The sequence below is a fragment of the Balneola sp. genome (assembly GCA_002694685.1).
Classification (GTDB): domain Bacteria; phylum Bacteroidota; class Rhodothermia; order Balneolales; family Balneolaceae; genus Gracilimonas.
This window is the reverse complement of the sequence record NZMW01000016.1, coordinates 38,013-57,972: the sequence shown is the minus strand read 5'-3', so window position 1 is coordinate 57,972 and position 19,960 is coordinate 38,013. Positions and strand designations below refer to the sequence as shown.

Below are 19,960 nucleotides of genomic sequence, written 5' to 3'. Positions count from 1 at the left end.
TTTCATAGCAGTTCAAAGTCGAAGGTTATGCCAAAGTGGATAAGAATATCTCTACCATAAGTCACTTTATTGCTCTGTGAGTTGGTAATGAAATCATCCGGTAGCGTGAGTGTAAATTTATTAAATCCATAGGATCCACTAACAAAGAATTTCAGCGGGAAAAGATAATACCCATTTAAGGCTAATCGTAATTCAGCTCCAATTCCAGACTTTAAATTATTGCCGGTGTCATAAGGACTTCTCCACCCGTTGCCGGTTTCAAAGAAGAAACGTGCAAAAACTTTATCCAGTGTATAAGGTCCGGCTTGTTTATTGATATTTCGAAAAATGGGTGCGAACCAGGATAAACTGGCGAAACCGGTGGTACTTCCTCCCAAAGCAAAATATGGATAGCTTCGCATGCCCAAAAATCCACCTACATAATCAGAATAGAACGAATCATTGGGATTGTTGAAATAATGGAAACCACGGATACGAGCCTGAAAAGCCTGATCCCCAAAGGTCTTGAAACCATAACGCATATGAATCTCGGAAGAGTGGTTGTTGGATTTCTTGAAGACTGGAACAAGAGATCCATCTTTAATCTCATACTCTTCAAGCAATTTAGAGGGCTGAAATTGATATCTCGCGTAGCCTTTTAAACCCAATGGAGCAATGTCGGCATCATTTGAGTAAGTATAGTAATCGAAGGTGTAAGATCCGGAATAGGTAGTTCCGCGAAAGTACTGAGATGAAGACCCGCTTATCTGAGCTTGAAGTTCACGGGAATAAAAATCATCGGTTGAAACTCTATAAGGGCTGTAAGCGATACCCAGCTCAAGCATGCTTCTGCGGCTTAGTTTACTTCTGAAGTAGAGCCCTGCTTCCCAAATGTCATAAGCAATGTTCGTGTTGACGGTATCCGGCAAACAAGATGTACATGGAAATTCTTCTATTGATAATCCATCAGATACATTCCTTCGGAGGTTATAAATTTCGAGAGCAATGGTGGGTGACCAGCTTCTCTCGATGAAAGGAAGACCCCGATGTTCGGCAATTAAAAAAGCGTCACGATCGAGCCCAAGAAGTCGGTCAGGTAAAAAGAATCCACCTATACTTTCAGCGGGCTGAGATGCTACACCAACCATAATTCCACCAAAAATACTGAGTTTATCAATGACGTCTCTGGAGGAGAAGTACACACCGGGTTTGGCATCGCGAAGCAAGTTCTCCCCAAACTTTCCAACCTTTCCATTTTTAATAAGCGACCCGTTATTTCCATTAATTTGCGAATAGTTATCAAAACGTAAGACCGGGAAAAAACTAAATCCGGAGTAGGTATCTTCGTACTCCCGATATTCCAGATCTTTATTTCCATCGATGGTGGTCATTTGATAACGGTACGTTCCGGTATCAGCTATGGCTTCTGCGGTAGCACCAAAAGGCCGGATATCTGTATCATCGAAATCGTTGAGCTTGTTAATGTATTCAAAATCAGCACCCGGAGATGTAATGTCATCAGGGAAAGCAGGTTCATAAAAACCCATCTGAGGCTGAGTTAATAAATTGAGCTCTTTAGCAGATTTAATTTTGTACCCATCTTTGTGAAATTCAGAGAAATAAAGCGTTCCATCTTCTCCAATATAAGGCATGAATGCACCGCCCATAACGCTGGTTAGCTTCTCCTCTTCACCGGTCTGAAGAGAAATTCGATAAATATTAAAAATGCCTTCTGGATTAGCTGAGTAGTACAAATACTCTCCATTAGGGCCTAAATGCGGATCGCGGTAATCAATGTATTTGTCGTTCAGGTAAGGGATCACTATTCCGGATGCCATATCATAAATATAAATATCCCGGTTATCGAGCTTAGCTTTGGCAAAATAGATTTTCGACTCAGCCTGATTCCACTCTGGAGTGTAAACGGTCTCACCGGATTTATAATTTGTAAGTTGCTTTACAGAATCCGTTTGACCCGGATATAGAAGTGCTAAGTTTTGAGTTCCCTGTGAATATTGAACGGCTACAATTTTTTCACCTGAAGGACTCCATTCCGGAGATTCAATTCGTGCACTGTTGGTGAGTCTTTTATTCTCTTCAGATTTGACGTCATAAAGAAAAATATCGCGGTAACTCTCACCATATTTATTCTTTTTGTTGATGGCGTAGGCGATTTTTTCACCATTTGGTGAGAAAGAGAAAGAGGTTTCCAGGAACGTTACCAATGGCTCCATAGAGCTGACATGGTTCTGTTTCTCATGATACTTAATGTCGTCGATGACAGCGATTTCTTTGTCTTTACCATTTAAATCTTTGAGGTAGAGCGACATCAACCCGTAATCAATTCCCTTATTGGATAAGTAGGCGAGCTTTGTGCCATCCGGCGATAGCTGAGGAAAAAAGTTATAGAAACCTGAGGGTTCAACAGTATCTGAAATAGTTGGGTTGATTCCGCTAGTAGCGTCAGTATAAAACTCTTTTCGTTCATCAATCCAACTTTGAAATACTTCTTCACCGGGAATACCTCTAGCCATTTCAATAGCTTCTTCAACAGAATAAACTCCTTTTTCTCCCAGTGCTGAGGTAATTTCGCGTAACACTTCATCCCCAAAACGATTGGCAAGATAGATTACAAAGGCATAGCCCTGATTATAAACAGTCTCGCGTTCAAGGCTGGTTTTGGAGGAGAATGTCCCCATTTGGGCTAAAGAGAAATAAGTATCGGAAAGAATCCGGGTTCGTAAAATCATATCCCTGTGGCTGTCCCATGTTTCATATAATAGACCTGCCGTTTGATATTGGGCAGTCCCTTCGGCTAGCCATGCGGGAATATTAACCGTTGCGAAGGGCATGGTTATAATTCCATTTGGAAAGCCATAGAGAACATCAGGCCGGCGAACATCTTCATAAGAAAGCCATTGGAGGTAGAAAGCCGGAATTTTACGGCTTCGCTTCATTCCTTTTTGAATCTGTATAATATGCGTGTACTCGTGGGATATTACATTCCGAAGCCAGTTATGAGTCCCCCGTAGAGGAGTGTTTAAAGCAGGTAACCAGATGTCAATTTTATTGTCGAAGAAGTAGGCTGCACCGTTTGAGTAATCTTCGCGGTCTTTGAGAACAATACTGACTTTTTCGTCTGTCTCGTACTGATAAAGTTGTGTAATTGGTGGTTGTACTTCTTCAGCAATTCGTGAAACTACTTGTGCAGAACGACTATTGCCTTCCTGGAAATGCACCAAAAAATGCTCGCTTTCTATAGTGTACCAGTCGAGGTGGTTTTGGGGATAGTCATAGAACCGGACATCAGTTTGTGCCTGTGTAAGTGAAGGCACAAAACATATCATCAACAATAAAACAGAAAGTAACTTGGTAATTCTCATTAGTGTACAACTCCAATTTTAATGAGTTTGGTTTCTGTTTTGCCACCAACCGTAGCTTTTATACGAGCTATATAGCCGCCGCTTCCCCAGTCCGCGGTTTCCACTCTGATTTCTTGTGGAAATCCGCCCGTAGAACTAACCGTTTCGTCAAAGATAATTCGGCCGCTTACAGTGATAATTGATACCTGAACGGTACCACCGGGTTCTGAGATCTGAAAGCGGATATTGGTATGATCTACTGCCGGATTTGGCCAATTATAAGTTTCTTCCTCGTTTAAAACACCAAAAGCAGAGGGTGTGCCTTCAAAAATGCTTTCCACTCTGGCCGATACTTTATTGAATGGAGCGGTGCCATAGCGTGAACCCCACTTGGTATCTGTGACCTGAGTCAGGTTCCATGATTTCAAGGTTCCGGAATGCCCAATTGTATAAAGACTTCCATCATAAATAATAGGATGAATAGGCTGGGCTTGAGCCGAAATTGCTTTGCCAACGTAAAGAGGAAAGCCTTCAATCAGTTCTCCATTGTTTGAATAAGCATAGATGTTGATAGACAAACTATCTTGCCCGACTACTAACGAGGCATATTCGGTTCCGGACTCAATTAAATCTGTATAAAGGGGAGTCCCAATAAACTGAACACCTTCCGGAGCGTTAACAGGATAGTAGTTTTGAATACTCCCGTTTTTATTCTGAGCAAGCAACTGATTGTTGAATTTGTCAACACGAAGAACTGAAGCATCATCTAAAATGGCAGGCCACTCAGCTCCTTCTTCCTCAAAAACAGGCAATTCAGCAGGATCTGATTCGGAGTCGAAAAGGGTGAATTTATTATCTTCAAATACATAGAAAATGCTTCGGCTGCCTTGCTGTATGGTACCGGTATAAATCCTATTTGTAGCTGATTCAGGGATGTATATGAAATCAGCTAAGTTGGTAAAGGTGACTTCTGCATTGCCACTATTACGTTCAACGGTGGCATATTCACCACCGATAATTTCGGACTGTTGAAATGGAATAGTCTGTAAAGATACTTCTGAGCCGTCGTTAGCTGAAAGTCCCGTGGTAGTAAGATCGGCATGAATAACTTGCCCACTTTGTGAACTTAGAAATCCTGTATTTGCAGGTATCGTTGAAGTCCATGTAGTGTCGAATTGTTGAGTAGTAACATTCCAGGTAAGGGAAGAGACCTCAATATTAGCTGAATTTTGCTGAGGTTTTTCTCCAAGAACAAGTTCATTCCCAATAAAAGGCTGCTGAATAGCTTGGTTTGATATTTGAAACTGAAGGTTTTCCGGATCTGAAATAGATACAGCCATAGCAGATTCCTGAGAAGGAATAATCAGGAAAGTATCTGAAGCTGTTTCATAAACGGATAGAGATAATGGGTAGTAGCTATAATATGGATCGTCTTCTGTAAAATAGCTTTGAGAGGAATCTAATTGAACCGAGAATTTTGAGGAATACAGATCAGAGTTTGGTTCATTGGCGCGAATCTTAAATGTAGCGGTAGTCAGGTTATCAGAAAAATCATACAGCTCGAAGAAGGAGGGGGCGCCGGAATTACTTTTGTTATTTGGACGAGTATCAGGGCCAAATCGGTTCTCATAAAAACTACGTTCTTGTCCAGACTGTAAAATAACCCTGTAGTTATTTCCACTCCACCAAAAATCAAAAGGTGCACCAAAGGCTGCGCTATTGTCCAATGCTCCGGGTACTCCGGGACCAATATCCTGGGCTCCATCAGCTTCTTCTAAATCAACTCCGCGACGATTTGGGTAAGCATTCACACGATCGTTCTGGAGCTGAAGATCAATCATGGCTTCATCGATGTGCCAAATCAAAATTCCACCATTTAGATTACGATCATCAGCAGGGTCATCTTCGTCTTCACCAACATCGAGTCCGCCAGGCAAGCTAAAATCAAAATTAGATGCATCAACAAAAGTCCCGGCTTCTAAAAGGGTATCAAAATCTGCTTCCTGAAATACAAAAGCTTCATCCTGATTGGTAAAAGTCTGCTGCACTTCCGTACCGTCGGGTTGGCGGATGGTGAGTGTAATACCTGTTCCATCCGGGTCTCGGTGTCGGTTTTCAATCAGAAAGTACTCAGACTCTGAGAGATTATACTTCGCGATAGCATTTCCCTGGTTTAACGAACTTGCCGGGAGCTGAATATCACCTTGGGTATTAACATCAATTTCAAAAGGTGTCTCCCAGCCTAAATACATTTTTTCCCAGGCTGAAGGTTCGGGCGGAAGTAATCCATTGTAGGAAAAGAAGCCAGCGCCATCCATCAGGCCAAAACGTCCGATGGCCGGATCTCCGGTTTCAGTGTTGAATAAATCCGGCAGGCCTAAATGACTACCTATGGAAGCACATAAAAGCCCATTTATAGAGAGTGGGAAAGCGAATTCGTTTTCCTGAATATCTAATCCGCGACGGGATTCGGTGCGAGGGATGATTAAAGTGTTCGTGACTCTGAAGTTCCCATCATTGACAGGAAAACCGTTAAACGAAGGGTCATTTAATAACTTTCCAAGATTATCTTTGCGGAGATAAATTGAGGGAATATCAAAAGGAGTGATATCCAGGCTGGTTCCGACAAGTTCAATATCCCGGCCAACGCCGGCATGAAAAATCACAAAAGCGGTTGTTTCAGGGTCTAATCCCGTTGCATCAAAATCAGGTCCATTTTCTACTTGCTGCCAGGCATCACGGGAGAGTTCTGCGATTTTTTCGTTTGTGAAAGTCTCGCCGGTCGGAGAATACTCTTCCATCTTTTTAGGCAATCGATAGATATCAGGTAACACCTGATAGTCGATCATTAATTGTCCGTCCGATGACTTCTCGAAATAGTTCTTAGCAAATTCAAGGTGAGCCTCAAAGTAGTTCCGATTGTGCGGAAGTGGTTCAACCCGAAAATCTTCAGCGTTAGCTAAATAGGGAAGACCTTCCATGCCATTTGGCCCGAAGATGCCGGTACCTGTGGTCAGGCGATTGCTGTCAGGTTGAAATTCAACCATAATAGCAACCACGTTAAGAGTGCCGGTCGCATTTAAGTTATCTGCTAATTGTGGCTGAGCTTCAGCGATAGCATGAGAACGTTTAATGGGGATCTCTTGAGCGGAAATATCAATCGTAACAAATAGAAAGAGCATGCTAACGGTTAACATGCTCTTTAAAATAGACTTCAAATGTTGCATGTATTAAAAATCAATAAGCAAACTGAATCGTAATGTGTTAGCAAGAGGGTGATCCTGTTCCAGTGTTTTTATGTAACTGAAATCAACCCCAAGGAAATTATATCGGATACCGGCTCCAAATGTAATGTATTCACGATCTCCGTTTTGGGGATCTTCGTAATAGTATCCTCCGCGAAGCGCGAACTGATTATTATACCAGTATTCTAAACCGGCACCAATCATGAACTGCTGCAGGACGCCGACTTCGATGGTATTTTGGCCATCAAATCTCTCGAAACTATCCCAAGATTTGAAAATAGACTCAATTGGTCCGGCAGCTACACGAGCTGTGTCAATAGACCCATCAGGATTAGTTGTGAATTTAGGTTCGGTACGTGCCATGATTTTCGAAATGTCATTGGCAATAGTGATTCGGTTGATACCGTCATCATCAAGATCAAGGTCAAAAGACCATCCAAAACGCAATACGGTTGGGAGGGGATCTTTCTGAGCGTTATCGGTGTACTGAATTCCAGGACCTATGTTGGAGAGGTTGGTACCAAAGCTGAACCGAGCATCCCGGCCGCCAAGAGCGAAAACATCCGTTTTGTACAGAAAGGATAGATCAAGGGCAACACTGTTCCCCGGATTTACTTTCTGAGCTGCAATAGAAGTTCCGCTTGCTAAACTTGAGTATATAAGTCGCAAGCTAGCTCCAAGGCCTAAGTTTTTACTCACCTGATATCCATAAGAACCTCCTAATGCCAATTCATAACTGTTGAATCGGGAAATGGGTTCTGGACTGGTTTCATCGGTAACTACTTGTTCACCAAGATTAAGGTAAGTCAAGTGAGCTCCGATTGTACCCACTCCTTCGATGTAGTATTTACCTACAACATAGTCGTAGAATAAATCACTTACGTTGAAGTTGGCTAACCAATTGGAGTGGGTGATACTGGCTTGATTTGAGCCCTTTTGAAAGGCTAACCCAGCCGGGTTCCAAAATAGCGCGGAGGCGTTGTCGGCAAGGGCTACACCTGTGTTTCCCATACCGGCACCACGCGAATCCGGTTCTATTTGTAGAAAGGGTACTGCTGTAATGGCAACCTGTGCTTGTGTAATGGTTGGGGCTAAAAATAAAAGCCCAACCGCTATTATGGATACTATCCTTTTCATAAAAACTATAGTTAAATAATTGAACTCAAATATAAGAGATTCAAGTTTAAGTTACGATGTTAGCGTATAATTACGAGCTTTTCGATTTGCTCTGCTGTTTGTCTTCCTTTCGGGGTATCTGTTGTAACCCGAAGCACATAAATATAAGTACCGTTACCCAGGCGATCATAATCCCGGTCACGGCCATCCCATGAAATACTGGCATAAGAACTTGTAGTTATGAGTGACTGTTCAATTTGCTGCACCGGCTTGCCACTCAATGTGTAAATACGTACTGACACATCTAACGGATTACCGGGCTGGTTATGTTCGAAGCTGAATCGGGTGGCATTATTCATCGGATTGGGGAAGTTAAAGACGTTTCTAACGCTTAACTCCTCACTCGATGCAACCTCGAAGAAAATTTCTTCTTCGGTTGGGTTATTATGCACATCCCACGCTCGAACTTTAAGGGTATAGCTACCCTCAGGAAGTTGATCCAGAGGGTACTCGATACGCCCCCGTGTGAAATCATTTAAACTGCCCTCATAAAAGTCGTTGAGGACAAACGATTGTTGTGGTTTGGTATCGATTGTAGCAATTATTTCATGTCCTACTCCTGTTCCTGTAGTATTTATACCTGATTGATCTTCAAGCTCTATAATTAAATTCGGTGAACCGTTTACAAGGTTACCGTTTACAAAACGCTGGTCATTGAGGAATATATCCAACTTTGGACCATTTCCGTCATCTACTGCGTTTTCATTGACTCCGTTGAAATTTACTTTGGTGAACGACCCGCCCGCTGTAGTACCATTATTGTTGGCGAAAAATATGATGCGGCCGTTGTCATCTGAAAAACTTATATCCTTTGGTACGATGAAAGAAGAGGTAAACTGCCCGTTACTTACTGCTGCTTTACCACGGAATAACACGTCATTTTCAACATCATAACTGCAGTCAGTGAGGTTACAGCGTTCTTCAGCAACCCATTCCCGGTCAGACGGGAGTGGTACATTTCTTCGGGCATCCATAACAGTTACAGTCGCTTCTCCGCTATAATTAGGGAGCGCATTGCCTGCTAAATCTCTTATTTGTCCTGTAAGGCTAACCTGATCTAAAGCGCGAATAGTAAGTGTAGTGTCTTGGTCTGTATCACTAAAACCGTTGATGGATGTAAGCTCAGCTTGTTGTTCCGGAAGTCGGAATCTAGTTGCAGGGTCACCGACTAGAATAAATTTCTTGCTGTTTCGGGATGATACAACCGGAATTCCATTAATCAGGGAATTCTTGGTTCGGGTATAGATATCACCAAGGCGGAGCGGAGTGCCATCGCTATTACGCTCTACCATGCGCTGTGATAGGGCTACGTTCAACCCAAAATTATTATTAGACTGAATGCCTGAACCTGTATATACAACACGGGTGGTGGTAAAAGCTCCGATAACACCACCATTTTCTGCAAAAAATAACTGCTCGGCACCAGATTGTGCATCGATGTCATCATAACGCCCAAACTGACAAGTAGCGGTAACCAATACTGCTAAGTAATTTTTGTTGGTTAGATTTGGAATGTAGTCCGTCAAGAAAAGCTCTTCATCCGAAAGCGTCTGCTCATTACCATGACCGGAATAGTTCATGACCAGCGTACCATTGTTCAGTGTGCTGATGAATTCTTCAGTAGCTCCTGGAATTTGGCGTCCTGAACCAGTTATTTCTTCCGGATAAGCAAATTCATAAATCTTTTTAATACGAAGTCCCGGTTCAATGATATTCATCCTTTCGGCAGATTCATCGGCATTAAGCACATGAAGATCTCTGTTTCTATCTACATCCGGGAAGTCATCGTCAGCGGCAAAAGAAATAAGATTTTGCCATGAACCTGTATTGGAAGGGTCTTCATAAATTTTGATTTTCTGAATGGCTGTAGCTGCTTCAGACCTATTTTGTGCAGGAATACGCCCAAGACCAATATCTAGCAAGTGAGAGTTGTTTGTATTTCCAGCTCCCAAAGCCCCCTCATCATCATCAAGGAAGCCAAAGAAATCATCTGTAGCATAAGATCGTGTTCTTTCTAAAGACTCGCTGCTTTGATAAGTAACAATATAGTTTGTGAAGCTATTATTAATGATATCTTTATAGTCATAAGTAGCATCGCCGAAAAGGAGTAGATACTTAGGCGGAATCTGACCATCATTGAGCGCACGGTCATAAAGGAACTTGGTATAATCTCGAATTGCAGAGGGATCAAGAACGCCACTCGAAAACTCATTCAGGATTTGCTCTTGAGTAACAACTACAGGAGTTAATCCGTCTTTATCAGCACGGTAAGCAGCAAGCTCTTCAGCATACTCAAGAAACTCCTCAGCAACTACAATTATATAGTCAGGATACTCGGTAATACCTCTCAAATTCTGAGCTTCAACAGGCTGACCGGCTGCAGGTTGATTGAAGGTAGACTGGGCAATAAATCGTAAATCATTTCCTGTGCGGTAATTGACGCTGAAGGTGCCATTTGATCCGGTTGATCCTAGAAGCTTAGGACTTGTTGGATCTGTTACATCCAAAACGGTTGGCTGGCTATCGAAACCGGTAAGCCGGTATTGACCTAACTCCGAAGAAGAACCATCAGCAGGAGAATAAAAGAATAAGCGGTTATTTTTAGCCTGTAACTCCCTTTGTACAACAATGCGAAACCAGTCTAAAAAGCCTGTAGAATTAGATTCAGTATGATTATAGGTAGCACTAGCTTCAATGACTCCATTTTGGATGCTTGGGGTAATTGAAGTTGAGAAGCTGTTAGCCACTCCCGATTCGCCTTCACTGCAATTATAGCAGCTGGAGCAATTGTTACATCTCAAAGACCGTATGTTTATATCAGCTATTTCAACTTCATTCAGTGAAATGTCAAAACTCGAAGAGCGTGTAGAACGGCTTACAAACTGTCCTTCAACTGTAAGTGGCTCATCTTCTAATATTCCGGGTAGCGTATCTGAAAACACGGTGATGGGTGTCCCGTTACTTGTGGCTTCAAAACGACGGCCAAACCAGTATCGACCCGACTTAATACGATCTTCGGATTTATAAAGCTCTTCATCTTTCCAGATGAAATCAGAGAATGTTGTTATGGTTCTGGAAGGAGAGATATTGTTATTAGATACAGAAAGTCGGCTACCAGCTTCATCACCAATAGTAAGGAATACGAAATTCTGATTACTGTATGGGTGTATTTGGTGTGAAAAATCAAGACTGTCTCTTAATATCTGGTGTGGGCTATTTCCATAAAACAGCACACGGTCATTGGTGTTAAATACGCCATCATTCTGACCTTCAACAATGATTGGTAATTGGCTTAGTTCAGGGCGGGAAGCGCTGTTTAACTCTGGCAGCTGATATCCGTTAGTGCCCCATAACTGTATATTTCGAGGATCGATGGAAGAAATGTCAATGCCAAGACTTTCCATATAGTCAGCATCAAGTTGGTAGATTGCACTTTGAGTGACCGGTATTTTGTACCAGGTTCCGGTTTCAAATAAAGAAGTGCTTAAAGCTTTAGAGCGATTTTGTTTTGGCAGAACCTGATCTCCTTCCTTATAAACACGCAAGCGAAGTTTTCTAAGTACCAGTGTTTCTCTTTCTCCATGTCGGGCAATGTTTATGCTTAACGAACTCACCTTATTTCCTCTATATACACCAGGTTCAGAGGTTTCGATTAATGGCTGGTTTGTTGAGGAGAGAGCGAGGACGGCAGCTTTTTCCTGACTTACTGTAGAATTTAGAGTAGATACAGCCTGTTCCAGGATTTGATATCGAGGCGAATTTCCAGACACAGGAACTGTAAGGCCGTATGAAGACATGATTTTCAGGTCATCATTGACGAACTCATAGTCCGTAAAGGAACTCGTTTCTGCTACTACTTTCAGTTGCTGGGCATTAACCCCTTGAGCAATCAATAAGCAAAGCAAACTACTAATAAAAAGCAGCCTGTTAAGCATATAGAACTAATTGTTTACTGTTTGCGCGTATTAACGCTTAAAAGTTTGTAGCAGTATTTCTATAACGTATATAGTGCTTCGAGTTTAGGTTGACCTGTTAAGATGAGAGTGTTCTCTGTGATGATGTTTAATTAACGATAAATTGAATAGTAGCTTTATTCTATAAAGAGATGTCGTTTTGTTTTCAGGTCGACTGTATAATATGTGTGTGAAATAATAATGTCAATAAAAAAATAAACCCGCTCTAAAATAAAGCGGGTTTTAGGGCTTTAAAGCATTTCAAGTACTAAAGAAGAAGCTCCGCCACCGCCATTACAAATGCCGGCACAGCCATATTTACCTTTTGTACGCTTAAGAGCATGGATTAGGGTCACTATGATGCGAGCCCCAGAACAACCCAGTGGATGCCCAATACTGACAGCCCCACCGTGGATATTCACTTTTTCAGGGTCGAGTTCAAGAATTTGGTTGTTTGCAAGAGCTACGACTGAGAAGGCTTCATTAATTTCAAAAAGGTCAATGTCATCTTTGCTAAGTCCTGCTCGGTCCAAAGCAATAGGTATTGCATCAGCAGGAGCGGTTGTAAACCATTCGGGAGCTTTAGCAGCACTTGCGTGGCTCAGAATTTTAGCGAGTGGTTTTAAGCCTAATTCTTCTGCTTTTTCTGCACTCATCACCAGAACAGCTGCTGCACCGTCATTGATACTAGAGGCGTTAGCCGCTGTAACGGTTCCGTCTTTAGCGAATACAGGTCTTAAATTGGGAATTTTTTCAAAACGGACTTTATCTAATTCTTCATCCTTCTCAACTTCAGTTACGTTGCCTTTTCGGTCTTTGACCTTCATTTTGATTACTTCATCACTAAAGTAACCTTTTTCAGTAGCATCGATAGCACGCTTGTAAGAAGTGATCGCATACTCGTCCTGTTCCTCGCGGCTAATATTGCATTCCCGGGCACATAAATCTCCGGCATTTCCCATCATGTACTTATTATACACATCGAAAAGTCCATCTTTAACGATACCATCCTCAGCTTCTACATTTCCGTATTTGGAACCAAAGCGTTGTTTGGGAAGGTAGTAGGGGACATTACTCATGCTTTCCATACCGCCCGCTATAATGATGTCTGCCTGACCCAATCGAATTTGGTCTGCCGCTATCATAATGGACTTCATTCCGGATGCACATACTTTATTAACGGTAGTTGCGGGCGTGCGTTCGTGAAGACCGGCTTTCATTGCTGCCTGGCGTGCAGGTGCTTGACCTATTCCGGCTGAAAGGACATTCCCCATAACTACTTCTTGTACATCATCAGCTTTGATACCACCGGCTTTAACGGCTTCGAGAATTGCAGAAGCTCCAAGTTCAGGTGCAGAAAAAGATGATAAACTACTGCCGAATGCTCCCATTGGAGTTCGTTTAGCGGATACAATTACTACGTCTCGCATGATAGAAATAATTTAATGATTAGATATTCTGTAAGCGCTTTTTTAACGCTCTAAAGATACTAAAGCCTTGGCAATGATGATATCTTAAAATGCCTGCTTTAAGTCTTCGATGAGATCTTCAGCATCTTCAATTCCTACAGAAATTCTGATCAAAGAATCTTTAAGTCCCGCTTTTTCGCGAACGTCTTTTGGAATGGAACCGTGAGTCATAGATGCGGGGTGACTGATTAAGGACTCAACACCGCCTAAACTTTCTGCCAAGGTGAAGACCTTGGTATTCTGCATAAATTTAGTTGCGGCTTCTATAGAATCATCTTTCAGGGTAAAGGAAAGCATAGCCCCAAAATCATCCATCTGCTTTTTAGCCAAATCATGTTGTGGGTGAGACTTTAATCCTGGATATAGAACAGACTCAACTTTGCCATGACCTTCAAGAAAGGCCGCTATTTCCTTAGCATTATCTACCGAACGCTGTACGCGAACACTCAGGGTTTTGATACCTCTTAAAGTCAGGTAGCAATCCATAGGTCCCGGAACAGCTCCCGAAGTCTTGGTTTGAAAACGCAGATTCTCCATGATTTCATCATTAGAACTTGCAACCGCTCCATGAATTACATCAGAATGTCCGGCTAAATATTTAGTGGCCGAATGAAGAACAGCATCAGCACCAAATTCTAAAGGGCGCTGGAGGTAAGGGGAAGCAAATGTATTATCAACTACGGTAAGGATATTGCTGGGCTTAGCTATATCCACTAATCCCTTGATATCCACAATACGCAAAAGAGGATTTGTGGGTGTTTCAATCCACATCAATTTAGTTTCAGGTCTAATTTCATCTTTCACTTTAGAGATATCAGTCATGTCCACAAAAGTGAAGTCAATGCCATAAGGCTCAAAAACTTTAGTAAAAAGACGATAAGAGCCGCCATACAAGTCGTTAGTGGTGATAACATGGTCACCAGGACGAAGCATCTTCATGAGCGCATCCATCGCGGCTACTCCGCTGGAAAAGCAGGCAGCTTCATCGGCTCCTTCAAGGCCTGCAAGCATTTTCTCGAGTGCAGTACGGGTTGGATTTCCTACTCGGGCATAATCGTAACCCTTATGCTTGTTTGGGGCTTCTTGCTCGTAGGTTGAAGTTTGAAAGATGGGGGGCATTACCGCGCCTGAGGTTTCTTCTGACTTCTGGCCGGCGTGAATCGTCTTCGTGTTAAATTTCATAATTAGTTGTCTGCAGATGCAGTTTTGCGATTTTTTAAAGTTTTGAGAACACTGAGTTTTTGGATGTACTCATCGTTATTGGCATCTATTGCAACCAATTTTTCATAGTAATCAATCGCAAAATTGATGAGGTTATAGGCTTTATTTTCTAACTCGTTTTTGTCGTTCTCAAAAGCACTGGGTAACAGCGAAAGATATTGTGCTGAAAGGTTATTGTAGAACACAGCGAGGCTTTCAAGGTATTCGGTATTGGATGTATCTCTGCGGAAGGCTTCAATTAGTTGGGTTTCTGCTTCATCACCCATTCCTTCAGCTTCAAATAAAATCTGATCTACCAGAACAGTATCGTTGTTGCTGTAGGCTGATTTGAGGTCTTCCATGATACCTGATGTGATCAGATATAACTGAGTGCCATAAACATTCCTTAGGTTGGCATTATCAGGATTGTTTGCTACAAGTGACTCGAGGATGTCGACAGCTTGCTCGTTGCTTCCGTTCGAGATGTACGCGTTTACAAGTCCAAAGGCAAGGTTGAGGTCTTCCTCCAGATTGGTGTTCGCAAGTTCGTAATAATAGGCAGACTGTTCCGGATCTCCTTTTTCAAGATAAAGATATCCAAGGTTTTCATAGATTTCTGTCGGTTCATCTCCTGCATATTCTAATGCAGTTTCCAGAGTGCCTATTGCATCATCTACATCGCCTTGGTTGAACTGAGCTACTGATAGGTTTTTGTAGCTGCTGACAGCATCTTCCCGCAGGATAAGGGCATTCTTAAAATGTATAGAAGCCAGATGATATCTATCTGACAGTGCGTCGTTATCAGTGATACGCAAACCGGCATTATGTTCGCTTTTCCAGTACTGCTGGCGAAGGCTGTCAATAGTAGCTACTTGTGCATTTAAAGCACCGTATTCTATTGCCATTTCAAAATTCTGATCTGTATTTGAATAGAATTCCGGCCGTAATTCAGGGTCAGTATCCTGAGCGAAAGAAGCATTGATTTTCCCCTTCTGAATATATAATTCGGGCTGAGCAGGATTTTCTGCAAGCCGTGCATCTATCTCAGTTATGGCTTCCTGATATTTATTATTCTGAATGAGTTCATCAATATTAACCTTTGAAGAACTGCATGATAAAAAAAACCCGGTCACAAGAAGTAAACCTGTAAACCGGGTAAAATTTGAAATAGTCATATTAAATTTTTTGATATGGGAAATTACATGCCCGCTTTATTCATGGCTTCTTCTGCTTTTTCCTGCATATCTAGTTGTAAATATACACGAGAAAGTGATTGCCATACTCGTTGGTTATCAGGGTTTAATTCCGCTGATTTTTCATAGGCTGTCATAGCTTGGCGGATAATCTCTTTGGCCTGTTCGTCAAGCTGTGTAGCAAGTTCATTATCCTGAGTGAAGTTTCTCTTTTGATAAAGAACAGAAGCTTTATTCTGGTAAGAGATTCCAAGATACTCATACGCTTGTGCGTTATTAGCATCAAGTTCAGTTACCTGTGTAAGTTCTTCTTCAGCTTGGTCGCTAAATGAATTCATACTAGCTAAGAGCTCTTCATTTTGAGAAATGAGGGAATCAATAGATGCATTAATGGCGTCAGAATCACCTTCATTATTTCTGAGCTGAGTAGTGTACTCATAAATGGTATCGTAATTCGCATCGATCTCTTCAGTCACCTCAGTGGCTGCCTGTAGTAGTTGTGTTCCTAAAGCAAAGTGATAGCGTGCATTCTCAGGATTACGCTCAATAAGGTTTCTAAGAGTTTGCATGGACTTGTCTCTTTGTCCTGCTTGCATGTAAGCATCTGCTAATACAGTAACCAATTGAATGCTATCCGGATATGCATCAACACCAGTGTTTAAAACGTCGATTGCTTTTTCAGGCTGGTCGTCAGCGTTGTAGTAACTTCCTAATCTTTGGTAGTCCTCTGCTGGAGTAGGTGATTTTAGATCCATCGCTGTTTCGAGCGCTGAAATTGCACCTGCATAGTCTCCGTCAATTCCTCTAACCTGAGCTAAAATATCCCAGGAAAGGGTACTGTCCGGGTTAATGATAACGGCATTTTCAAGGTGAGCAATAGATGTTTTGATAGGCTCATCAACGGTAGCACGCAGAGAGTCACTATTTACGTACTCAATAGCTGTGTTGTGCTCAAATCCCCAGGTATTCAAAACCAGGTTTGTTACATCTCCTTTTTCAGAAGGAGCTTCTTCCATGCTCTCAAATTTCTCTCTTGCGGTAAGAATGTTCTCACGGAAATTTGTGTAAGTTTCTTTTCTTTCACCGGCCTGTGGAATTGTTTTTGCTTTTTCAGCATATGCCAAAGCCTTGTAATAGTACGGAAGTCCTGTTTCAGGATTCTTTTCAATGGAACGATCTAATACGGAAAGGGCACTATCAAACCTCTGAGTAAAGATATTTTTTTGTGCTTCATCAATAAGAGGGTCCGAAGTTTCACAACTGGCAAGTATCCCAACAAGTAAGAATGCTGAGAATAGATTTCTAAGTAGCTTTTTCATTTTTATCTAAAATTGTATTTGGTTGAAATCGGGTCAAATTTATATGTTAGTGAAAATAATCATATGTGCTGCTTTCTGCAATTTATTAGCACACATGCTTTTGGTTCCATTTCAATTTAATCCTTAAAGAATATTTACATGAAAAAAATACATTCTACTGACACAGCACCTGCTGCAATCGGCCCTTACAGCCAAGCTACCTCACATAACGGTACATTATATTGTTCCGGTCAAATTCCTTTAGATCCAAAAACCATGGAGTTAGTGGGAGAGACTGCTGCTGAACAAGCTGAGCAGGTCATGAAAAATCTTGAAGCTGTTCTTACTGAAGCAGGTGTAGATTTCTCCAATGTGCTGAAATGCACAATATTTTTAGCGGATATGGGAGACTTTGGAGCTGTTAATGAAGTATATGGAGCTCGATTTAAATCTGATCCCCCTGCAAGAGAAACGGTAGCTGTAAAAACACTTCCCAAGAACGTACTGGTAGAGATTAGCTGTATTGCTTATCTATAATCTTTTTAAAGTCGGAAATCAGTTTTCAAATATAGCTTGAGCTGTATTTCCGGCTTTATCTTTTATCTCTATATATGCTGTATTTGATGAATTAGGATCAAAGCCCGGAAGAGAATAGATCAAAAGATCTTTTTCATAATCATATTCAGCAATACCGCGTACTCCATTTACTTTGAAAACAGCAGAAGAAGATTCAATTCCAGTTTCCTCATCTGTCACCTGAACGGAAGCTTTCCAAACCCCATAGTCGGTTTGATAGACTTGGAAATAAGAAATTTCAGGAGCTGTACTATCGGGCATGATCACAAACTCTCCAAGCTCAGAGGGGTAGGCATGAATAGTTCTGCCGATTAACTCAGAATCGATATAATCCAAAGACTCATCGGAGTTATCTTTTTGAAATAACCGGTATTTGTTGCCCGGTTCAAATGCATCTCCCATATAAAGCTGAACTTGATAGTCAGATTTGATCGCTAACATTTGAGGCTGAATTGAGATCTGAATTTCATTATTCGTTATATCGTATCCCGTAGCAACAGTTAAAGTATCGAAAAAAGCATGAGTGCCGAAGCGAACTTTCAATCGCTGATCGGGAGTACTGATTATTTCAGGTTCAGTAGGTTTGATTCTTGTGAAATTCACCGAGGTAGAAGAATCTAATTGAACAATCTGCTGATTCTCCGACCATGGATATCCCAAATCATCTCTTCTCAAGTCAATCGTACTTTTCAAATCGGGAGAAAACCAGTTTTCAGACCAGAACCACTTTTCGGGATTTGTATTTAGCTCACCCAGGGAGGAAGACGAGGTGCGGGAACTCTTAACGAGTGTAATTTTAGCTGTTGAAGTATTTCCGAAATAATCAGAGGCAACAATGGTGTAGTTCCGAGCTGAATCTTCTGGTATCAGCATCGCTTGCTCTTTGGTGATGATATAGAACGGATTGTTACTGCCGTCCTTTTTATATAATCGCTGGTGACCTCTTTGAGAAGAACCGAAGGGAGCTATCCGATCCAAAGTCATTTCACTGGGTTCATTATAGCTAAAGGTATTCAGCTCTTCATAAAAAAGAGTGTCTGAATCCTGAATCAGAGCAAGAGAATAAACGGCGTAGGCATTATAAACATCATTGGCTCGGTCATACACATTTACCGCAAACCCTGTTTTGCCTGAAACGTTAACTTCTCCAAAATCATAAACGCCGGATCGAGTTTCTTTGACACGGGAATAATAGGAAGTCGGGCGTCCTTCAATTCGGCTATCCTTGCTCAGAGGCTCCAAAATAATAGAGGAAAATACCGGGGGCAGTTCATCTTTCACCGTTAAGTTTGATGTTAATGCGTTGATGGGCTGCTCAATAGAATCCCGAATTTCAAAGTGAAGGTGTGGCGGGCCTATGCCGGTTGAACCTGTATACCCTATAACATCTCCTTGCTCTACCTTAATCTGGAGCGAATCCATAATGACATCCATTTCAAAAGAATAATCAATCATCCGAATAGAGTCGGCCATGGCCTGAAAAGCATCATTAAACCGCTGCATATGAGCATAGACGGTAAAGGTACCGTCAGGATGTTTTAGATAAACAGCATTTCCATACCCACGTTCGGTAACCAAAAGCCGATATAGAATACCTTCTTTAGATGCATACACTTTATACCCTTCACGACCCCACGTCTTGATATCAAGTCCGGCATGGAAATGCGCCGAACGAGTCTCACCAAATGTTGAACTCAGGTAATTTCCTGAGTTTGTTGGCCATAAGTAGTCCAAAGACTGAGCACTCAGCGGTAGATAGAATAGACTGCAAATTAAAAGGAAGAAAAGCCTCAAATCTTACTCGATATTCACCGTTAGTGTTGTTATTCCATTGTCGAGAAGTACCTCCAGTTTATCTCCTGAAGCAACCGGGCCAACTCCTTCCGGCGTACCGGTGAAAATCAGATCTCCCGGATATAGAGTGAAAATGCCGGACAGAAAGTTAATAAGGTTAGGAACAGGGAAGATCATTTCAGAAGAATTTCCATGTTGCTTCACAAACCCATTCTGGAATAGTTTGATATCTAGATCGTCTGGATTATTAATTTCTGAAAATGGCACGAAGGAGCTGATTGGCGCAAAATTATCAAATCCTTTCGCTATGGTCCAGGGTTGACCCTGTTTTTTAGAAATGGATTGAATATCACGCGCAGTAAAGTCGATTCCAACTCCATACCCGCCCACATGATCCATAGCTGAACCGTGCGAAATATTCTTTCCTTCTTTTGAAATTGCGATCACAATTTCAGCTTCGTAATGAACATCATTACTATGAGGTGGAATCGAAATTGTAGCGTCGTTATGGCAAATGGTTCCAAGAGGTTTTAAAAAAACCAGAGGGACTTTGGGTATAGCGCTGCCCATTTCTTTAGCATGCTGAGCATAATTCCGCCCTATGCAGTAGATGTTGTTAACATCAAGATCAAGACCAGGTATTGATGGATTTTTCATAATTAGAAGATATAAAAAAAGCCTCGCACAAAAAGTATGTACGAGGCTTTAAATTCTT

11 protein-coding genes are annotated in these 19,960 nt (G+C 41.7%); 1 reads left to right on the top strand and 10 read right to left on the bottom strand.

Features of this window, described 5'->3' with window-relative positions; all coding sequences use genetic code 11:
* Positions 1 to 2 precede the first annotated feature (2 nt).
* The 8 genes from CL667_15585 to CL667_15550 form a co-directional block, all read right to left on the bottom strand.
* Positions 3 to 3,326: a hypothetical protein gene (locus CL667_15585; protein MAL19119.1), complete on the bottom strand. Its 3,324-nt coding sequence runs from the start codon at positions 3,324 to 3,326 to the stop codon at positions 3 to 5.
* Between the two features lie 35 nt (positions 3,327 to 3,361).
* The gene (locus CL667_15580; GenBank protein ID MAL19118.1) at positions 3,362 to 6,568 is read right to left on the bottom strand and encodes a hypothetical protein; all 3,207 of its coding nucleotides are present in this window, start codon (positions 6,566 to 6,568) and stop codon (positions 3,362 to 3,364) included.
* Positions 6,569 to 6,571: 3 nt separating this feature from the next.
* Positions 6,572 to 7,723, bottom strand: coding sequence for a hypothetical protein (locus CL667_15575; GenBank protein MAL19117.1), 1,152 nt, complete (start codon positions 7,721 to 7,723; stop codon positions 6,572 to 6,574).
* A gap of 59 nt (positions 7,724 to 7,782) precedes the next feature.
* Positions 7,783 to 11,697: a hypothetical protein gene (locus tag CL667_15570; GenBank protein ID MAL19116.1), complete on the bottom strand. Its 3,915-nt coding sequence runs from the start codon at positions 11,695 to 11,697 to the stop codon at positions 7,783 to 7,785.
* A 269-nt stretch (positions 11,698 to 11,966) separates the two neighbouring features.
* Complete coding sequence (locus CL667_15565) at positions 11,967 to 13,145, bottom strand: acetyl-CoA C-acyltransferase (GenBank protein ID MAL19115.1); 1,179 nt, start codon at positions 13,143 to 13,145, stop codon at positions 11,967 to 11,969.
* 84 nt (positions 13,146 to 13,229) lie between these two features.
* Positions 13,230 to 14,366, bottom strand: a complete 1,137-nt coding sequence (locus CL667_15560; GenBank protein MAL19114.1) for a cystathionine gamma-synthase — start codon at positions 14,364 to 14,366, stop codon at positions 13,230 to 13,232.
* 2 nt (positions 14,367 to 14,368) lie between these two features.
* Positions 14,369 to 15,559, bottom strand: coding sequence for a hypothetical protein (locus tag CL667_15555; GenBank protein ID MAL19113.1), 1,191 nt, complete (start codon positions 15,557 to 15,559; stop codon positions 14,369 to 14,371).
* A 23-nt stretch (positions 15,560 to 15,582) separates the two neighbouring features.
* Positions 15,583 to 16,896 carry a hypothetical protein gene (locus CL667_15550; GenBank protein ID MAL19112.1) on the bottom strand — a complete coding sequence of 438 codons (1,314 nt, stop codon included), beginning with the start codon at positions 16,894 to 16,896 and terminating at the stop codon, positions 15,583 to 15,585.
* A 138-nt stretch (positions 16,897 to 17,034) separates the two neighbouring features.
* Between CL667_15550 and CL667_15545 the strand changes: the two genes are divergently transcribed.
* Positions 17,035 to 17,412 (top strand): reactive intermediate/imine deaminase, encoded by a 378-nt coding sequence (locus tag CL667_15545; GenBank protein ID MAL19111.1) that lies wholly within the window; start codon positions 17,035 to 17,037, stop codon positions 17,410 to 17,412.
* An 18-nt stretch (positions 17,413 to 17,430) separates the two neighbouring features.
* Here the strand turns inward: CL667_15545 and CL667_15540 are convergent, their stop codons facing one another.
* Entirely contained in the window at positions 17,431 to 19,245 is a 1,815-nt protein-coding gene (locus CL667_15540; GenBank protein ID MAL19110.1) for a hypothetical protein, read from the bottom strand.
* Between the two features lie 3 nt (positions 19,246 to 19,248).
* Positions 19,249 to 19,902, bottom strand: coding sequence for an isomerase/hydrolase (locus tag CL667_15535; GenBank protein ID MAL19109.1), 654 nt, complete (start codon positions 19,900 to 19,902; stop codon positions 19,249 to 19,251).
* Between the last annotated feature and the right edge of the window lie 58 nt (positions 19,903 to 19,960).